At 71.6% G+C, this 16,317-nt stretch carries 18 protein-coding genes; 12 read left to right on the forward strand and 6 right to left on the reverse strand.

Annotated elements, in window-relative coordinates:
• Position 1: 1 nt before the first annotated feature.
• The 6 genes from ACFVVX_RS09345 to ACFVVX_RS09370 all read right to left on the reverse strand — a co-directional run bounded on the left by ACFVVX_RS09345 (position 2) and on the right by ACFVVX_RS09370 (position 7,655).
• The gene (locus ACFVVX_RS09345) at positions 2–763 is read right to left on the reverse strand and encodes a hypothetical protein (protein WP_387943173.1); all 762 of its coding nucleotides are present in this window, start codon (positions 761–763) and stop codon (positions 2–4) included.
• A gap of 141 nt (positions 764–904) precedes the next feature.
• Complete coding sequence (locus tag ACFVVX_RS09350) at positions 905–1,882, reverse strand: hypothetical protein (RefSeq protein WP_387943175.1); 978 nt, start codon at positions 1,880–1,882, stop codon at positions 905–907.
• 24 nt (positions 1,883–1,906) lie between these two features.
• Positions 1,907–3,010, reverse strand: a complete 1,104-nt coding sequence (locus ACFVVX_RS09355; RefSeq protein WP_387943177.1) for a hypothetical protein — start codon at positions 3,008–3,010, stop codon at positions 1,907–1,909.
• Positions 3,011–3,146: 136 nt separating this feature from the next.
• Entirely contained in the window at positions 3,147–4,193 is a 1,047-nt protein-coding gene (locus ACFVVX_RS09360) for a hypothetical protein (RefSeq protein ID WP_387943179.1), read from the reverse strand.
• Positions 4,194–4,336: 143 nt separating this feature from the next.
• Entirely contained in the window at positions 4,337–5,572 is a 1,236-nt protein-coding gene (locus ACFVVX_RS09365; RefSeq protein WP_387943181.1) for a hypothetical protein, read from the reverse strand.
• Positions 5,573–5,810: 238 nt separating this feature from the next.
• On the reverse strand, positions 5,811–7,655 hold the full coding sequence (locus ACFVVX_RS09370) for a serine/threonine-protein kinase (RefSeq protein WP_387943183.1): 1,845 nt from the start codon (positions 7,653–7,655) through the stop codon (positions 5,811–5,813).
• A gap of 437 nt (positions 7,656–8,092) precedes the next feature.
• Between ACFVVX_RS09370 and ACFVVX_RS09375 the strand changes: the two genes are divergently transcribed.
• From ACFVVX_RS09375 to ACFVVX_RS09430, 12 genes are all read left to right on the forward strand, one after another.
• Positions 8,093–9,064, forward strand: a complete 972-nt coding sequence (locus tag ACFVVX_RS09375; protein WP_387943185.1) for an aldo/keto reductase — start codon at positions 8,093–8,095, stop codon at positions 9,062–9,064.
• 16 nt (positions 9,065–9,080) lie between these two features.
• Positions 9,081–9,671, forward strand: a complete 591-nt coding sequence (locus ACFVVX_RS09380; protein WP_387943187.1) for a hypothetical protein — start codon at positions 9,081–9,083, stop codon at positions 9,669–9,671.
• Between the two features lie 281 nt (positions 9,672–9,952).
• Positions 9,953–10,771, forward strand: coding sequence for a hypothetical protein (locus tag ACFVVX_RS09385; RefSeq protein WP_387943189.1), 819 nt, complete (start codon positions 9,953–9,955; stop codon positions 10,769–10,771).
• A 21-nt stretch (positions 10,772–10,792) separates the two neighbouring features.
• Positions 10,793–10,990, forward strand: a complete 198-nt coding sequence (locus ACFVVX_RS09390) for a hypothetical protein (protein WP_387943191.1) — start codon at positions 10,793–10,795, stop codon at positions 10,988–10,990.
• A 28-nt stretch (positions 10,991–11,018) separates the two neighbouring features.
• Entirely contained in the window at positions 11,019–12,170 is a 1,152-nt protein-coding gene (locus ACFVVX_RS09395; protein ID WP_387943193.1) for a hypothetical protein, read from the forward strand.
• 73 nt (positions 12,171–12,243) lie between these two features.
• A complete protein-coding gene (locus ACFVVX_RS09400) occupies positions 12,244–12,636 on the forward strand; it encodes a hypothetical protein (RefSeq protein WP_387943195.1) in 393 nt (130 codons plus the stop codon).
• 3 nt (positions 12,637–12,639) lie between these two features.
• Complete coding sequence (locus ACFVVX_RS09405) at positions 12,640–12,912, forward strand: hypothetical protein (RefSeq protein ID WP_387943197.1); 273 nt, start codon at positions 12,640–12,642, stop codon at positions 12,910–12,912.
• Positions 12,909–13,415: a hypothetical protein gene (locus ACFVVX_RS09410; protein ID WP_387943199.1), complete on the forward strand. Its 507-nt coding sequence runs from the start codon at positions 12,909–12,911 to the stop codon at positions 13,413–13,415. The genes ACFVVX_RS09405 and ACFVVX_RS09410 overlap by 4 nt, the downstream gene beginning before the upstream one ends.
• Before the next feature lie 35 nt (positions 13,416–13,450).
• Positions 13,451–13,798, forward strand: a complete 348-nt coding sequence (locus tag ACFVVX_RS09415) for a hypothetical protein (protein WP_387943201.1) — start codon at positions 13,451–13,453, stop codon at positions 13,796–13,798.
• A complete protein-coding gene (locus ACFVVX_RS09420) occupies positions 13,795–15,549 on the forward strand; it encodes a hypothetical protein (RefSeq protein WP_387943203.1) in 1,755 nt (584 codons plus the stop codon). Before ACFVVX_RS09415 ends, ACFVVX_RS09420 begins: the two co-directional genes overlap by 4 nt.
• A complete protein-coding gene (locus ACFVVX_RS09425; RefSeq protein WP_387943205.1) occupies positions 15,549–15,893 on the forward strand; it encodes a hypothetical protein in 345 nt (114 codons plus the stop codon). Before ACFVVX_RS09420 ends, ACFVVX_RS09425 begins: the two co-directional genes overlap by 1 nt.
• A gap of 23 nt (positions 15,894–15,916) precedes the next feature.
• Complete coding sequence (locus ACFVVX_RS09430; RefSeq protein ID WP_387943207.1) at positions 15,917–16,312, forward strand: hypothetical protein; 396 nt, start codon at positions 15,917–15,919, stop codon at positions 16,310–16,312.
• Positions 16,313–16,317: the final 5 nt, after the last annotated feature.

Consider the following 16,317-nt stretch of genomic DNA (forward strand, 5'->3'; position numbering starts at 1 on the left):
CTCAGGGACCGGTGCCGAACCCCAGGCCCTTCAGCTTGGCCAGTCTGTCCACGACCCTCTGCATCCCGACGACCTCGGTGCTCCGCTGCTCCAACTCCTGGGCGGAGGAGGGGATTTTGGACGCCACGATGAAGTTCTTGTTCTGCGCGGCGAAGCAGTAGACGCCGACGACCTGGGGACCGTCCTCGGCCACGATGGCGGCGCCGCAGTCCCCGCGCTGACCGGTGGCACCGTCGATCTTCAGGCAGGGGCCCAGGGCCGTGAGGCTCCCGTCGTCCTCCGGGTAGGGAACCCAGAAGTCGTCGTCGGCCACCCGTCCGCGCTGGACGTCGCCCGTGCTCTTGCCGAGCCAGCTCACCTCCTCCCCGAGCTTCGCGGCCCGGGTCCGCAGCGGAACGGCTTCCTTGTAGATTCCCGGAATGGTCGAGGTCGTCTCCCCCACCACGGCGAGCATCCATGCGAAGTCGTACAGCATGTCCTCACGGCGCTTCAGGTACTCCGTCAGGCTCCGGTACGCGACCCAGCGCGACTTCCCGGCGACCCGTCCGATGACGTGCACGGCACTGCGGCCCTTCGCGACCCAGGAGGGCTGGTACACCGGCGCCCCGACCGCATCAACGTTGTGGCCGGCCGTGATGGCCACCCACTTGCCGTCCCAGATGACGGACGCCCCCAGGGTGCCGAGGCTCATCTTGTCGGCGGGTTGGATCTCGTATCCCCCCGGACACGGTTTCATGAACTGGTCGAGCGGCATGTCAGCCACCGGTGGTAGGAACGGTCCGGCGGGCCCGGGGCCGCCGGTGCGGGCTGGGAATCCCGCCAAGCCTTCGTCTTGGCGATCCAGGTCTGGAGCTTGTCGAACCCGACGGCGACGGCCCGCGTGACGGCCCGTCGGCCGGCAGGCTCACTCGCGGGGCAGCCGGTCGTGGCGCTCCTTGCGGTCGACCTTCCTCCTGTTCGACTTCTCGATCACCTGGACCGCCCAGGGGCCGGAGACGACGGCCGGGGCCTCGCCCGAGACCACCGAGGCCAGCGGCAGGCCGTCCTTGTCGTAGACGGTCGCGACATCGGTCAGTTGCCAGAAGAGGTTCAGCTCCGAGTGGTCGCCGAGGTTCGTGTAGGTGCTGGACACGAAGGACGTCGACTGGGAGGACACGGTGAGCTGCTGGCTGCTGGTGGACGACTCGCTCAGCGAGGCGGAGACGGAGGCGCTGAACGGGCCCCAGCCCGCGCTGGCGCTCACGCCGACGGACGCGTTGGTGGTCTCGGTCTCCGAGCTGGTGTTCTGCATGCCCTGGGTGACGGTGTAGCTGACGGTCCTGGTCTCGCCGGGTGCGAGGCTGTAGGAGTCCCCCGTACAGTGCCAGAACTGTTCGCGGGTGACCGCGACGCCGAGCCCCGCCTGGTCGCCGGCCGGCAGCTCCACCGGGCTGCGGGACGTGGTGCCGTGCTGGACGCGCCCGGTGCCCACCAGGACGCTGGGGCCGTCCTGCGGAATGAGCACGTCGGCGGTGGGCTCGGGGATCGGTCCGATGTCGTTGGGGTCCAGCAGGTCCGCCCCGGTGAAGGCGACGGTGCTCTTCCCCCGCAGGTTCTGCAGGACGGCGGCAAAGGCCCCGGAGTAGTGGGACTTGGCCAGCCAGTAGCTGTGCGCCCAGCAGTCGCCCGAGAGCAGGAGGTTGCCTCCGTCCGGCTCCAGGAGGAGACCGGGCCGGCCCGCGGTCCACGCCCCGCCGGCGCGCCCGCAGAGGTTGCCGGAGTGGTCGACGTAGAAGACGTCGAGGGGGACCGAGAGGTCGTTGAAGAAGAGTATCTCGGCCGTGCTCTCCTCGCCGGGCGAGGCGAGGGTCCCGTCGAGGGCCATCCGATAGGTCTCGTTCATGCGCATGGTGGACTCCCGTGGCCGTCAGAACTCGGGCTCGTCGGTCAGGTAGTAGACGCGCGGACCGCCCTCGGTGTGCGCCAGGGCCAGTGGCCCCTGCGCGGCGACCCTGGCGACGGGTGGCAGGCCCAGTTCGGCGGTGAGGTCCCACCACGACCAGTCCCGCTCCGGCCCCCTCCACAGGCAGAGGTGGTCGTCCTCGCTCACGAAGGCCACCCAGGGCTGGCGGGAGGCGGACACCGCGCACGCCACGGAGCTGTTGGCGGACACCACCGGCCGGACGCCCTCCTCGGTCGTGTAGATCTCCTCGCTCGACCAGCCGCCCTCCCGGGCCAGCCAGATCGGCTTGGACTGCTGGCACCACATGGCGACGCCGCCGAGGGCATCCCCGGTCGTCGCGGCCGCCAGCGGACTTCCGCCGTCGAGCCGCTTGGCACCCAGTCCGCCGAGGTCCTGCGAGGACCACCTGTTCCCCGAGTCCCCGTAGCCGATCGCCTCCATGAGGTTGTCCTGGGCGTCCCCGAAGTAGATCCGCCGGGAGTCCTCGCCCCAGCCCACGGCGGCCATCCCGCTGAGCAGGGAGGCGGGGCGGAGCTTCGCGAAGTCGGTGAGATCGGTGCCCTGGGCCTTCCTCGTCCCGAACTCCTCCACCTCTCTGAGGTGGTTGTCGTCGTCGAAGTAGTAGGCGAACCGGCCTCTGCCGTTCTGCAGGGCCGCCAGCGGACGCCCCGGGGCCGCCCTGGGGTGCCAGCTGTCGACGCCGAGCTGCCAGCCGCTGTCGAACAGCAGGATGGCGAGCTCCCGGTTCTCGGTCACGTAGTAGACGCTCATCTTCCCGGACCGCCACCCGCCCGCGGCGAACGGGCTGTTCCACGCGGCCGCGGGTGCGGCGAACTCGCTGGTGAAGTTGCGGTACTCCCAGCCCTTTCCGTTGCACCCCAGCTCGACGACGGCGCCGTCGGTGTCCGCGTAGTAGACGCGCCGGCTGTCCACTCCCCAGGCGATGACGGAGAGGCCACCGGTCAGCGCGGGGAAGGGGGCGGGTCTGATGATGCCGGGCTCGATCCGCCGCCCAGCCACGATGTTCAGGTTGGCCCAGGAGAACGAGCCGTCCGGTCTCTGCGCCACCTCGATGATCGCCGGGTACCCTCCGCCCGGGGTCACACCCAAGGGGCGAACGCCCTCTGTCGCCATGATCTCCTCCGGCTGCTGGTAGGTGCACCCGCACGCGGGACGGGTGGTCCGTCGGCTCCTCCGCCCGGTCCTAGCCGGGGAACGAGCGCCCCGGCCCGGGTGACCGGACCGGCTCGGCGGCCGCCCGGACCGCGACGATCTCCGGCACGTCGTCCCGCAGTGCGGCGCCGGCGTTCAACGCACCGGCGTTCGAAGCACCGGCGTTCGAAGCACCGGCGTTCGGCGCATCGTCGGCCGGCTCCCCGTCGACCAGCTTGTCCACGTCGACCGGGCCCCAGACGACCGAGGGCCCCTTGGCCGAGACCACCGAGGCCACCGGGGTGCCCGTCCCGTCGAACACCGTGAGGGTGTCCATGAGTTGCCAGAACAGGCACATCCACCCGTGCGAGGTGTCGTTGGTGTACTGGTTCGACGTGAAGCCCGTCGTCTGCGTGGACACGCTGACCTGCTGGGACTTGGTCGAGGACGTGCTCAGGGAGGCGTTGACGGAGGCGCTGAACGGGCCCCAGCCCGCGCTGGCGCTCGCGCTGACCGAGGCCGACACCGTCTTGCTGTCCGACGAGGTCTCCTGCATCCCCTGCGTCTGGGTGTGGTTGACGGTCTTCTCCTCCCCCGCCGCGAGGCTGTAGGACTCCGGAAGACGCTGCCAGAACTGCTCACGGGTGACGGAGTTGCCGTTCGGCAGCACTCCCGCCCCCACCAGGACCCTCGGCCCGTTCGGGGGGACGAGGACGGAACCGGTCGGCACGGGGGTCTCCCCGATGTCGTCCGGGTCCAGCAGCTCGCGGTCGGTGATGGTGACGGCGGCGTTGGCCTCACCGGCCCGCCAGGCCGTCACGAAGGCGCCCGAGTACCCGACCTTGGCGACGAAGCAGTCGGCCGGGTCGACGGTGGTCCAGGTGATGGTCGCCCCGGGCTCCAGGACCTGGCCCGGATACCCTGCGGCCAGTTTGCCGGTCCGCGGGTTGCGGCCGTACAGCAGGCCGTCGAGGCCCACCCAGTACACCAGCAGGTGCACCGGGGTGGCGTTGGTGGCCGTCATCGCGGTCCGGCGTCCGCCGTCCACGGATACCAGGGTTCCGTTGAGGGCGTCCTGGTAGGTGTCGTTCATACGCATGGGTGGCTCCTTCACACGTACGGCCGTTCGGCGGGTGCCGTCCTGCCGTCCTGAGGGCCTGCCGTCCTGCCGTCCTGAGGGCCTGCCGGACGTTCCGTCATCCCGTGCCGACCGCGGGGTACCCGGCAGCCGGTGGCTCCCCGCTACTCCTCGCTCGTGTAGTAGACGCGCGGGCCGCTGGTGCAGATGGCGGCGAACGGGCTGGGCACACCGGTCGCGATGTCGGGGAGCTCCAGTTCGGCGCCCAGGTCGCGAGAGGTCCACTTGTCCCCGGCGCCCCGCAGCTCTATCAGGCGGTGGTCGCCCTCCTGCGGGTCGGCACCCGGGTCGGCGGCACCCAGGTAGTACACCCGGGCCGCCGAGCCGTCGGTTTCCGCCACGGCTGCCAGCGGGCCGCCGACGGCCACCGGAGGAGCGCCCTCGCCGCCGTCGGCATCGACCCCGGCGTGGCGGACGTCCCACCCGCGGCCGTTGAACTCCACGCCGACCACCATCCGGTCGGCATCCGGGTAGTAGAGCTGCGGATGGTCCCCGACGGTGAGCACGACCGCCGGCCCGCTGCCGACCGCCGCGGCCGGAGCCCCGTACGCGGACAGGTTCAGCGCCTGCCACAGCGCACTTCCCCCGGGGTTCTTCTTCGTCCCCTCGATGACCCGGTGTTCGAGCTGCACGGGGTGGTTGCCCTCGTCGAGGAAGTAGACGAGGCGGAAGTCGGTCCCGTAGCCGGCGGCGGTCAGCCGGCTGAGCGGGGCGGGCGCCGGGCAGTCCTCGACACCTGACGTCACGTCGCAGACCGACCAGCCCTCCGCCCCCGGCCACGACACCTCGACGACGTGGCCCCGCTCGTCCAGGTAGTAGGTGTACTCGCCCAGCCCGGTCGTGACGGCGGCCAGCGGACTGATCGGGGACCCCCGCGGGGCGTCGGTGCACACCGCGTACGTCCACTCCCGCTCCCGTTCCTCCAGCCGTACCAGGCGGCGGCCGCCGTCCAGCCGGCCGTCGTCCAGGTAGAGGACCCGCAGGCCCCCGCTCCCCCGCGTCACCGCCAGCGCACTGCCCACGGCGGCGCTGGGGGCACCCGTCTCCCTGGTGAGGACGCGGTACCCGCTCCAGGGCCCGTCCGGCGACGACGGGTCGTACACCGCGCCGACCACGCTCCGGTCCGACTCCTGGTAGTAGACCCGTCGACGGTCCTCGGCGGAGCCGGCGGCCGCCAGTCCGCTGCCCGCGATCGGCAACGGGCTGATCTGCCGCCACACCGACCCGGCGCCGGAACCCGGCGGGTCGGACGTCCGCCCCTCGGAGAAGTTGATGTCCGTGTACCCCCACCGACCGTCCTGCTCCGCCACCTCGATGATGCTGTAGACCTTTTCGGCCATCGCTCTCACGCCCCGTCCTTCCGCCCGTCCGGGCGCGGCCACGGCGGCGGCCCACGGCCCCGCCCACCGCCGGCTCCCGGCCACCCGACCCGGCGGAGTCCGGACCGGCCGCACATCGCCGTCCTCCCCTCCACCGTCCTCCCATGTGGGGGCCGTCGCATCCGGAGGGAGCCCGACTCGTGTCTCAGCGTGAGGAGTTGACACATCCACCGGTGACCCAGCGTGGCGCCCGCGCTTCTCAGGCCTTCTTCCGCAGCACCAGGTACTGGTCCGGCTTGAGCAGGTCCATGCTGTAGCGGAGGGTGCCGTCCGGCTGCATCGTGATCACGCGGTAGGCCGACCGGTCGGCGACGCACTTCTCACCGGCCGAGGTGCCGGTCATCCGGGACGCGTAGGAGACCCGGCTCTCGTCGGCGTCGGTGAGCGTCCACGCGCCCTCGCACCAGGTGCCGGTCTTCGGCGTCTCGGCGCGGATCCTGCTCTTCTCCTCGCTCTTCGCCGACTGGACGATCGTCAGGGTGAGGGTGGTGACGTCCCCGTTGGCAGCCATCTGCTCACCGACCCACGTCCCGAGGAACTGCGCGGGGACAATGCCCGGCCCCGGGTCGGTGGAGGCCACGGCGGGCGCCGGGCTGTCGGCGGCCGGGGTGGTCCTCCCCGGGTCCGACGCGGCGGCGGCGGACGCGTCCTGCCGGTTGTTCTCCTTCAGCCGCTCGACCAGCAGGTACCCGCCGCCCAGCAGCACCGCGACGGCCAGCACGGCCGCCAGCGCTCCGTACCCCCGCCGGCCGCCCGGCCGCTGCGGGTACGGCCCGTAGCCCGGAGCCGTGCCCGGCACCGACCGCGTCGGGACCGGGGCCGGGGCGGGGAACGGGGTCGGCGCATACGGTCCGACCGGCCCGCCGGGGCCCACGGCCGGCGGGACCGGCGGTCCGAACCCGGGCACCCCGGCAGCCGGGGGGCCTGCAGGCGCCCCGGGCACGGCGCCGCCGGGGGCCGTCTTCGCCACCTCGGCCGCCCGCGCCGCCCTCGCCGCCTCGGCAACCGTCCAGCTCCCGGCGGGAGTCCGCGGTCCGGGAGCCGTCACAGGGGTCGCCGCTGCAAGGGTCGGCGTTGCAGGGGCCGGCGCTGCAGGAGCTGCCAAAGCCGACGCGGCTGCCCCCTGCCCGGCCTCCCGCGCCCCCTCCAGGTCCAGCAGCTGCACGGCGCTGCGCCCGACCGCCGCCGCCAGCGCCGGCGGCAGCCAGTGCCCCTGCCCCAGCCGGGCGGCCGCCGCACCGTCGCCGTCCAGTCGTTCCCGCAGCTGTCCGGGTGTCGGGCGGGCGGACGGGTCCCTGGCCAGGCAGTCACGGACGATCGAGTGCAGGCCACCGGTCAGCCCGGAGAGGTCGGGCTCCTCGTGCAGCACCCGGTAGAGCAGGACGGGCGCGCTCACCCCGGATCCGAACGGCATCGTGCCCGTCGCCGCGTACGCGAGCACCGCGCCGAGCGAGAAGACGTCGCCGGCCGCTCCGGCGGGCAGTCCGTTCGCCTGCTCCGGCGACATGAATCCCGGCGAGCCGACCACCTGGCCGGACCGGGTGAGCACGGCGGCGGCGTCCAGTGCGCGGGCGATGCCGAAGTCGATCAGCCGCGGCCCGTCCAGCGTCAGCAGCACGTTCGACGGTTTGACGTCCCGGTGCACCAGTCCGAGGCCGTGCACATGGGCGAGCGCCTCGGCGAGGCCGACGCCGAGGGTCCGCACGGTCGGCTCGGGCAGCGGCCCGAACTCCTGGACGGCGACGGTGAGTGCGGGACCGGCGACATAGCCGGTGGCCACCCAGGGCTGCCCGCCCTCGGTGTCCGCGTCCAGGACCGGCGCCGTCCAGGTGCCGCCGACCCGCCGCGCGGCCGCCACCTCCTGGCGGAACCTGGCCCGGAACTCGGAGTCCCCGGCCAGGTCGCTACGGACCAGCTTGACGGCGACGGTCCGCCCGCCCGTGGTCCGGCCGAGGTAGACCCGGCCCATCCCGCCGGCTCCGAGCTGCCCCAGCAGCCGGTACCCGCCCACCTGTCCCGGATCGTCCGCTGCCAGCGGCTGCATGCCCACGCTCCCCTCGATGCCCGGCGCGGTCGTCCCCGCCTCACCCACCCGGAGCAGACGGTATCGGTCCCGGACCGCCCGTGGAACGGGATCTCCGTCACGGAATGATCGTCAGATTCTCATGCGATCGTATCCACAGTCCTGTCGACGCCCTGTCAGCCGGCGCTCGGGCCGGCCGGCCCGCACACCGGCCGGGAAGGCGTCCGGTCGGCGCCCCGACAGGGCGCCGAACCGGACGGGTAGTATCGGTTTCCGTACTGACCGAATATCAAGTACGCGTTATTCACCGGCAATTGCCGTCGGGGACATCGGCCCACCCTCAATGGCGACGACCTGGGAAGTCGCGCCGCGCCGCGTCCCCTGCGACCACCTTCCGTACCGGAACCGGCCACCGGAGACCCCGACCGCCGGAACCGGCAAGTACCAGAAAGCGTCCATTGGTTGCCATCGCACATTCCGAGCTCGACGTCTTTCCACTCTGCCTCGGCGGTAGCGTCTTCGGCTGGACCGTCGACGAGCGGACATCCTTCCGCGTTCTCGACGCCTACGCCGAAGCGGGCGGTAACTTCATCGACACCGCCGACTCCTATTCCCAGTGGGCCCCCGGGAACACCGGCGGGGAGTCCGAGTCCATCCTCGGCAACTGGCTTGCCGCGCGCGGCCATCGGGACCGTTTCGTCATCGCCACCAAGGTCGGCCGGCTGAACGGGCTGTCCGGACTCACGGCCGAGGTCGTCCAGCAGGCGGTGGAGGACTCCCTGCGCCGGCTGCGGACGGATCACATCGACCTCTACTACACGCACGCGGACGACCCCGGAACTCCCCTGGAGGAGACCCTCGGCGCACTCGACGCCCTGGTCGCGGCGGGGAAGGTGCGCCACCTCGGCGCCTCGAACATCAGCGGCCCCAGACTGGCCGAATCCCTTGAGGCCTCGAAGCGCTCGGGGCTCGCCTCCTACGTGGCGGTCCAACCCCCCTACAACCTCGTGGAGCGCGAGCCCTTCGAGAGCGGGATCGCCCCGGTCTGCGAGCGCGAGGGCGTCTCCTGCGTCCCGTACTTCGCGCTCGCCCAGGGCTTCCTGACGGGCAAGTACCGCGAGGGCGCGCCCGCCGTTGCCAGCGTCCGCACCGGCGCGGCGCAGCCGTACGGCGAAACGCCCCGCGGCCGTGCGGTGCTCCGGGAGCTGGACACGATCGCCGCCGAGCACGGCACCGCGGTCGCCGCGGTGGCCCTGGCGTGGCTGAGGGTACAGCCCCACGTCGTCGCCCCGCTCGCCAGCAGCAGGACGCCCGAGCAGCTCGCCGAACTGATCCCGGGAGCGACGCTGGAACTCTCCCCGGCCGAGCTCACGTTGCTGGATCTCGCGTCACGGGCCACCGAGGCGGACGACCATGCGCACGTCGGCTGAAGGAGGAGGAACCGCGATGACGCTCGCACCCCACACCGCCCTGATCGGATTCGACGCCCTCAAGTCGTTCATCTCCGTGGCGCGCGACGAGTACGAGTCCTGTACGCCGGAGGAACCGCCCTCCTGTTTCGCCCTCCTGCTCGGGACCGTCGTCGACGGTGTCGCGGCCGTCACCGCGGTCCAGTTCGCGACCAACGTCCGCGCCACCGACCCGACCGCGGTCGAGGAGTTCGCGCGATCCATAGCGCCGTGCTTCGGCGGCGCCTACCGCAACCCCCGCCGGGGATTCTGGTGCAGCTCGCGAGACCTGCTGCGCATCCACCGGGAGGCGGACCGCGACGGGGTCGAGATCCTCGGCTCCATCCACCTGCATCCCGACTGGCACCGGATCGGCCCGCCCGAGGAGCGCGGGCTGCGAATAAGCGAGCAGCCGACACCGATGGACCGCTACATGTCCGCCAACAGCCGGTACCCGGTGAACATGATCTGCTACCTGGAATCCGGCCCGCAGGGCGTTTCCGCCGCACTCGCGGCCTGGGGCCCACCCCCTGAGGACGACACCGCGGCGCCGTGTCCGCGGCTCCACCTGAGGTTCGACACAGCCTGAGGTTCAGCACCGCCTGAGAAGCCGGCGGGTCTCCGCCCCGGTCACGCCCTCGGGTGTGACCGGGGCGGAGACCGGGGCGGAGACCCGCCTCCTCGGAAAAGCCACTCAATTCACATAAATGAAAACCTTTCCATATTTACCATTTGGGAAATAATCCGCCCTCCGACCCGCCACGCCGGTTTGCATACGGATAACTCACCATCGCGCCCGACTCTGCTCTAATAGGGCCCGCGCCTGAATATCCGTGCGGCACACCAGGGAACGGCGGACATATCGCGATCATGGGTACGTTCTCCGACACCGTATTGCTCGCACTGAGCGATCCCGACCGCCTCAAGGGCGCCCTGGCCCCGGCGGACGACAGCAGCGGGATCCTCACCCTGATCAACGCGACCCATGAGCTAGAGTTCGCCCGCATCGACCGGGTCGCGGACGTCCGGGTCGGTGACATCGTGCTGCAGCAGCCGTTCTTCCCGGTCCGGCGCGTCAGCGGCGACCTCAGCCGGACGGTGCCGAGCTACGTCCGGGACGATCTGCGGCTGACCGTGACGCACGATCCGGTCTGGGCCGATCTGCTCGCCCGCGTCCAGGTCGACCTGGTCGCCGAGGTCGATCCGGGCGGCGTGGAGTCGGTGGTGACGCGGATGGTCGACGGCATCTCCACACTGGACGACTTTCGCGCGCAGGTCCCCTTTCTCGATCTCGACGAATTCATGCACCGGCACCAGCTGGTGACGGTCGAGGACCTCCGGGAGGCCGGCGAGTACCTGGTCGCCGAAATCCGGCTGCGCGCACCGCCGCAGTTCGACCCTACGGATCCGGCCAATGCGTACGGAATCGAGATCTCCGTCGCCGTTCTGGCGATGGACTCCCTCGACCTCACGGCGGGGCTGCGAGCCGCCAAGCGGCTTCGGGCCTCGGCCTCCGACCTGCTGGCCCCCAGCCGGCCCTCCGTCCTCGGCGAGGCGAAGGCGCCGTACGCCGTGGCCGTCGTGTTCCCGGCCGCGTCGGCCTCACCCGATCCGCAGGCCGCAGCCGCGGCCGCGACGAGGCTCTTCGCCCGCGAGGACGTCCTGAGCCTGTTCCTGAGCACCCCGTAGACCCGAGCGGAGGAGGCCACCGTGCCCGTCCCCATCGACGTGCCCGAGCCCGAGGGCGACACCCGGCCGCCATCGGCGCCCCCGGCCGGGGAGGCCGACCGGGGGGCCGCCGCCGGCGAGCCGGCCGCGACGGCCACGCCGGCCACCACGGCCACGCCGACCCTCTCACCGAGTGAACTGACCTCCCTGCAAAGGAAGTTGCAGGCGAAGTACCACTGAGGAAGGCCCGACAGAACGGAGACGGCGGATGACCGTCAGATACATCAGAGTCAACCCCACGGTCGACCTGTTCGCGCCCGTCACACGGGCGTTCGGCAACATCGCGGTGATCGGCAGGGTCACCGCTCCGAGCTCTCCCCCCGCCGACATCGCGCAGGTGGGAGTACCGGTCATGTTCACCGACCCCGCCGAGGCGCGCCGCCAGGCTCCCGGAGAGCTGGGCGCCTCGATCGGGCTCGCGTTCCGGCAGTCCCCGGGGCCCTCCCTGGTGTGGGGGGTCCGCGTCGACGACACCTCGCCCGACTACGGCGTCGCCCTCGACGCCGTGGCCGCCCTCGACGTCCAGCTGGTGGTGCTCGCCAACCTCCCCCTCGACTCGACGTCAGGCGCCACCAACGGCAGCCAGGGGGCGATCGCGCGACTGGTCCAGCACGTGGACGAGACCTCCCAGACCGGCGGCGACGGCAAGGAGCGGATGGGCGTCGCCATGCTGACCAAGGGATCGGCCGATCCGTCGATCGTCAGCGGGGCACTGGCCAGTGACCGGATGGTCTACATCGCGCACCAGAGCGACGAGGACGCCGCCGCCGCGGTGGCCGGCACGATCGCCGGGCACGCGCCGCACGTCTCGCTGCTGCTGAAGCAGGTCCAGATCACCAGCCCGCCGTTCACCCCGACCCAGATCCAGACCCTGAACGGCCAGGAGACCGAGACCGGTCCGCAGCCATCGGGCCCGGCCGGACAGGGCGTCAACTGGCTCACCACGCCGTCGCTGATCCCGGGCCAGGGGGTCTACCTCGGTGAGGGGTACACCGGCGGCAGTGCCCCCGGCAAGAAGAAGTTCATCGACATCGTGCGGACCGTCGACGACGTCTCCTTCCGGCTGAAGGCGCAGCTCATCAAGACGATCGGCAACCTGCGGATCAGCCGGTCCGGGCTGCGGGCCCTGGTGGGGCAGATGGAGTCGGTGCTGGATCCGCTGCAGCGGGCCGAGGTGCTCGACTCCTACAGGATCGACATTCCGCTGCTGCGCCTGCTGGACAAGAACCCGGCGACCCTGACGCCCTCGGAGGGCGCGCAGATCAACAACGCCCACGCGCAGCGGGTGGTCGAGGCCCTGGTCACGGTCGAGTACGCCGCGGCCGTGCACCGGCTCAACATCGCGCTGAAGTTCCAGTAGCCCCCAGAGTCCCCAGAGTCCCCAGAGTTCGAGAGTCCCAGAGTTCGAGAGTCCGAAGAGGAGGAGAACGCGCATGGCCGACTGGAACACCAGGCTGGAGGTCAAGCTCGGCGACGCCACCATCACGCCGATCTCGACGTTCACACCGACGTTCAACGTGCCCCACACGGTGATCCACAGCATTGAGGCGGACAACGTCGGCTACGTCCGGCAGCCGTTCACCTTCACCTTCACCATGGCGGTGCCCGCGGTGGCGTCGGCGGTCGCCGACCTCACCGAACTGGCCACCAACGGCGCCGAGTTCTCGATCGCGGTCGCGGAGAAGAAGGGCACCGACTGGGCCTTCAAGTCGCTGAAGTTCGCCCGCTGCGTCGTCACCTCGGCCAGTCCCAGCAACGTCGTCATCGACGGTGTCCCGCAGGCGAGCTTCAACTGCCTGGCGCTCACCGTCGGGCTGGAGGCCTGAGCCGTGGCCGACGACTCGACCGTGGCGCTGCCGTCGTACGACGGAGGCGGGCGGGTGGAGCGCACCGGGATCGCGCTGGTGCACGAGGGCGAGTACGTCGTCCCGGCGGTGGGCGGCGAGGCGATCCTGTCGCCCCACGGCGACAGCGGGACGGTGATCAACTTTCACTTCCCGGTGGAGGTGCAGGTGGTCGGCGCGCTGAGCGACAGCCATGTCCAGCAGGTCGCGACGCACGTGTTCAGCGAGTTCGAACGTGAGCTGACGAGTCGCCTGTGAGCGGGGCGAACATCCCGGTGCTGGTCGGCGCGGTGCCGCTGCTGTACGTGCAGTCGATGACGATCAACGAGGGCTACCGGATCGAGCGGATCGCCGGCGGCCGGTTCTCCCAGGCCACCCAGCCGACCACGAAGACCATCGCCATCGAGGCGATGCTGATCGGGCCGGAGCGCCTGCTGCTGAAGAAGGCGCTGGAGGTCATGGCACTGACGTCGCGGCTGCTCGTCTCGGCCGCGGCGCCGCTGCTGGCCGTCGCCGGCATCCCGGTGGTGTCGGGGTTCACGATCAGCCTCGACATGCAGATCACCGACCTGCGGTTCACCCAGAACGTGCAGAAGCGCGAGGCCCTCGACGTCAGCATCACCCTGCAGCAGGTACCGAGGTCCGCCGTCACGGCGGCGATCAGCGAGGCCGCCGACCTCGCCCTGGCCGTCGCGACGGCGGCGCTCCCGAGCGGCCCGCCGCCGAATCCGATTCCCCGTACGCCGCGAGGCCCGATGTAGCCGGAGGGATTGTGGCAACACCGAGCTATCTCCGTTTGCCGATCGAGCCCACCGAGGGCTTCCCCCAGGCGTTCCGGCTCCAGCTGGGCGCCAGGATCTACCAGTTCCACCTGTACGTGAACGCGGCCGAGGACGTGCTGCGCGCCGCGCCCGCCGACCCGGTCCTGGACCTGCCCGCGGCCGGGGCCTTCCTGGTGCTGCGGGTCGCCCGGGAGGAGCCCTCGGGGCTGGTCGCGCTGCTGCGCCGCAAGCTGGTCCCGGGGGTCGAGTACCGGGCCGGCGAGCTCTCCCTGACCTTCCCCACCATGCGGGTGGCACGGCGGAACCTCAACGGGGTCGGCGAGTTCGGGTCCGTGGTGGTGGGCGGGGTGGCGCTGCGATGAGCCTGGTCATCTGGTACAAGGTCGAGATCGCCGAACTGGGGCCGGGCGGCGGCGGCCTGCTCGCCGCGGTCGCGTCGCTGGTCGGCGCCGCCCTTCCGGTCACCGTCTCGAACGACCTGCTGAGCGGTTCGCTCGTCCTGGACGCCGACATCACCGTCACCATGACCGAGGGCGCCGCCGCGGACACCTTCGAGCTCACCCTGGTGAACCTGCCCGATCCGACGGTGGAGCTCATCCGGGCCAAGGTGGCGACCACCCCGCTCAAGGTCCTCATCCACCTCGGGTACTTCGACGAGCCCGCCACCACCACCGGCCTCGATCCGGTGCTGCAGGGGCGGCTCACCTCGATCGCCAGCAGCGTGGACCAGGACGGGTCGTCCCGCACCGTGCTCACCGGCCAGGAGGAGGGCGGGTACCTGCTGCGGACCACGCCCACCGCGGAGAGCGCACTCGCGCCGACCGACCTCACCGAGTTCGCCCGGGCCGTCGCCGCGAAGGCCGGCGTCCAGCTGGCCACCGGCTCCGCCCTGACCGGGACGCTGGAGAACTTCACCGCGGGGAACGGGTCGGCCCTGGACACCCTGCGCGACCTGGCCGGCCGGGCGGACGTGCCGTTCGTCGTCCGGGACAAGATGGTCTACCTCGGGCCGGCCGTCGGGAACCCGGCCGACCGCGCGCCCGTCGGCTTCGACCCGGAGCGCAACCTGGTCTCCCTCGACCAGAGCCGCGCCGAGGACACCGTGACCCGGGCCCCGCAGCCCGCCCAGGCCCCGAAACCCGCCCAGGCCCCGGGGCCCGCCCCCGGAGCAGCCCCGGCCACCACCCAGGTGGTCCCGATGCGTGCGGCGCTCGGTCTGACCGCCCTGGGGCACCCCGGGCTGCGGGTGGGCCAGGTCGCCTCGATCACCGGGGTCAAGGGCGTCCCCGACCAGACCATGCGGATCAGCGCCGTCCTCCACCGGTTCGGCTCCCGCTCCGGCTACACCGTGGACGTCAAGCTGGTGGTCGCCGAGGCGGGCAAGCGGGCCCAGGTCGGCGGCGGGGTGCAGGGCGTGGTGGACCGCTGGCGGGACGTCGTGGACCGCCAGCAGCAGGAGCGGCCGGCCATCGACGTGGGCGAGGTCACCGCCTACGCGCCCGGCGCCGAGGGCAAGCACCTGGCCTCGCTGCACTACGGGCAGAGCCCGTCCGGCGCGGTGGTCGCGCCCAGCGTCGCGTCCCCGGTCGACACCGCGGTGGACCTGCACAACAAGCCGATCGCCTCGCCGTTCGCGTTCCACAACTGCGGCCTGATCACGCCGGTGTACCCGAAGATGCGCGCCGTCCTGGCACACAACCGCGGCCTGGTGAACGACGCCGTGGTGACCGGGTTCCTCTGGCCGGAGAACCCGGCCCAGGCGCACCCAGGCAACCGGGCCGGCGACTACTGGCTCGCCCTGCCCACCCAGCTCGGCCCGGACGGGCTCCCGGTCGGCAAGGGCGCCAACGACCTCACCGACGCCACCGGCCACCGGGTGGTACAGGTCGCCGGGATGCACCTGCTCGTCGGCGCCGACAAGCTGCCGGACGTCGGCACCCGGCCGACTCCCCCCACCGACAGCACGATCACGATCGAGCACCAGAGCGGCACCAGGATCGCCGTGGACAAGGACGGCAACGTGACCATCACCACCGCCGCCAACAAGACGCTGACCCTCGGCAACGGCCAGGTCAGCCTCACGCTCGACGGCCCCTCGGTGAAGGTGACCTGATGCCCAGCGCGCTCACCACCGCGTCGGTACTCCAGTGCATCCACGGCGGCCGGCTCACCGTGCCGGCCGCCGGCACCGCGCTCACCGTCGACGGGCAGCCCGTCCTGGTCCAGAGCGACCTCGCCGCCGCCACCATCGCCGGCTGCGCCAACACCAACGCGGCCGCCGGCCAGACCCCGTGCCTCAAGGTGACCTCCCTCATCGCCGGGCTCAGCACCGACCTCGCCGTCCGGGGCCAGCCCGTGCTGCTGGACACCGCCCGGGGACTCACCAACGCGACGCCGCCCGCGCCCGTCATGTGGCAGGTCGCCTCGGCCGGCCAGACCAAGCTGACGGCCGGGTAGCCGGCCAACCCAGGAGGATTGACGTGAACGACGGACCGTTCGGCCGCAGCCTGCTGATGCAGGACGGCGACCTGGTCGTGCGAGACGGGCAGCTGACCGAGGTCAGCGGCACGGCCAACCTGCTCCAGGCCCTCACCCTGCGGGTCCTCACCCCGTTCGGGTCGGACGAGTTCAACGTCGGCTACGGGCTCGATGTGACGCGGGCCTTCACCGAGGCGCACCCTCCCCAGCTGATCCGCCAGCTGCTGGAGCTGAACCTGGTCCGCACGCTGGTGACGGACCCGCGGGTGAACGACATCCGGCAGATCACCTTCGACGAGGGTCCGCAGTTCCGCACCTCGCGGTCCTGGAACGTCCGGGTCGAGGTCGAGACGGTGGCGGAGCAGCCGGCCACGCTGCTGGTCGAAGTGGGGGTGTGAGCGTC

The organism is Kitasatospora sp. NPDC058170 (assembly GCF_042883905.1).
Taxonomy (GTDB): Bacteria; Actinomycetota; Actinomycetes; order Streptomycetales; family Streptomycetaceae; genus Kitasatospora.

What these genes read in the sequence shown, in the direction of transcription:
- ACFVVX_RS09350 (WP_387943175.1), bottom strand. Translation starts at nt 1,882, where the DNA reads ATGAACGAGACCTATCGGATGGCCCTCGACGGGACCCTCGCCTCGCCC.
- ACFVVX_RS09360 (WP_387943179.1), bottom strand. Translation starts at nt 4,193, where the DNA reads ATGCGTATGAACGACACCTACCAGGACGCCCTCAACGGAACCCTGGTA.
- ACFVVX_RS09365 (WP_387943181.1), bottom strand. Translation starts at nt 5,572, where the DNA reads ATGGCCGAAAAGGTCTACAGCATCATCGAGGTGGCGGAGCAGGACGGT.
- ACFVVX_RS09370 (WP_387943183.1), bottom strand. Translation starts at nt 7,655, where the DNA reads ATGCAGCCGCTGGCAGCGGACGATCCGGGACAGGTGGGCGGGTACCGG.
- ACFVVX_RS09380 (WP_387943187.1), top strand. Translation starts at nt 9,081, where the DNA reads ATGACGCTCGCACCCCACACCGCCCTGATCGGATTCGACGCCCTCAAG.
- ACFVVX_RS09385 (WP_387943189.1), top strand. Translation starts at nt 9,953, where the DNA reads ATGGGTACGTTCTCCGACACCGTATTGCTCGCACTGAGCGATCCCGAC.
- ACFVVX_RS09395 (WP_387943193.1), top strand. Translation starts at nt 11,019, where the DNA reads ATGACCGTCAGATACATCAGAGTCAACCCCACGGTCGACCTGTTCGCG.
- ACFVVX_RS09400 (WP_387943195.1), top strand. Translation starts at nt 12,244, where the DNA reads ATGGCCGACTGGAACACCAGGCTGGAGGTCAAGCTCGGCGACGCCACC.
- ACFVVX_RS09420 (WP_387943203.1), top strand. Translation starts at nt 13,795, where the DNA reads ATGAGCCTGGTCATCTGGTACAAGGTCGAGATCGCCGAACTGGGGCCG.
- ACFVVX_RS09425 (WP_387943205.1), top strand. Translation starts at nt 15,549, where the DNA reads ATGCCCAGCGCGCTCACCACCGCGTCGGTACTCCAGTGCATCCACGGC.